Genomic DNA, 851 nt, shown 5'->3' on the forward strand with positions numbered 1-851 from the left:
TCACCACACGCGAGGCCATGACCATCCTCCGCAACCGCACCTACGGTTGCCAGGATGAACCCACCACCAGCGGCCCGACCAGCCCAACCACCCACCTCGGCGGTCCGAGGCGGAGCCTCACTGGTGCCGTGTCCACTAACGTTGGCCGGGTTGGTCGGGGTTGGGGAAATGTCGTAGGGATGATGTTGTCTTCGGTTCGTGCCTCGCCGTCGGGATCCCGCCGCTCCCCGGTTCGTGCACCGCACCGCGCGCGTCGCGTTGCGGGTGACGCCAGGGCAGCGGCGGCGGTGTTTCGGGCTGCTGCGCTGCGCCGGTGACGTGTGGGCGTGTGTGCTGGAGGTCAACGCGTGGCGGCGCCGCCGCCGGGACGTACCCCTGTCCGGTTATCAGGAGTTGTGCCGGGAGTTGGCGGCGTCCGGGCCGGGCACGTTCGCCGAACTGGACACCACAGGTGCCCGGTCGGTGTTGCGCCGGTTCTCCGATGCGTGGTTCGCGGCGGCGAAACGCCGCCAGGCCGGTGACCTGTCGGCCCGTTTCCCGCGCCGCCGGCGGGGGTTGGTACCGGTGCGCTGGTATCACGGTACGTTCACCCTCGACGGCCGCCGGGTCCGGCTCCCGACCGCCCGGGGCACTGCGCCTCTGTGGGTGCGTCTGGCGCGGGAGGTGCCGTATCCAGTCGGGCAGGTCCGCTCGATCACCCTGCTCTGCGAAGGCAGCCGCCTGTTCCTCGACGTCACCGCCGAGGTGCCGGTGACGGTCTACCCGCCCGGCCAGGAACCGGACCCGGCCAGGGTGGCCGGGGTGGATGTGGGAATCATCCACCCCTACGCCGTGGCCGGCCCCGGCGTAGG

1 protein-coding gene is annotated in these 851 nt (G+C 71.4%); it reads left to right on the plus strand.

Annotated features, from left to right (window positions below; all coding sequences use genetic code 11):
• Positions 1–198: 198 nt before the first annotated feature.
• Positions 199–851, plus strand: a 653-nt coding sequence (locus DKT69_RS13020) for a transposase (RefSeq protein ID WP_146231065.1), incomplete at its 3' end; no start/stop codon positions are given.

It is taken from the genome of Micromonospora sicca (assembly GCF_003172935.1).
In the GTDB taxonomy this organism is placed as follows: Bacteria; Actinomycetota; Actinomycetes; order Mycobacteriales; family Micromonosporaceae; genus Micromonospora; species Micromonospora sicca.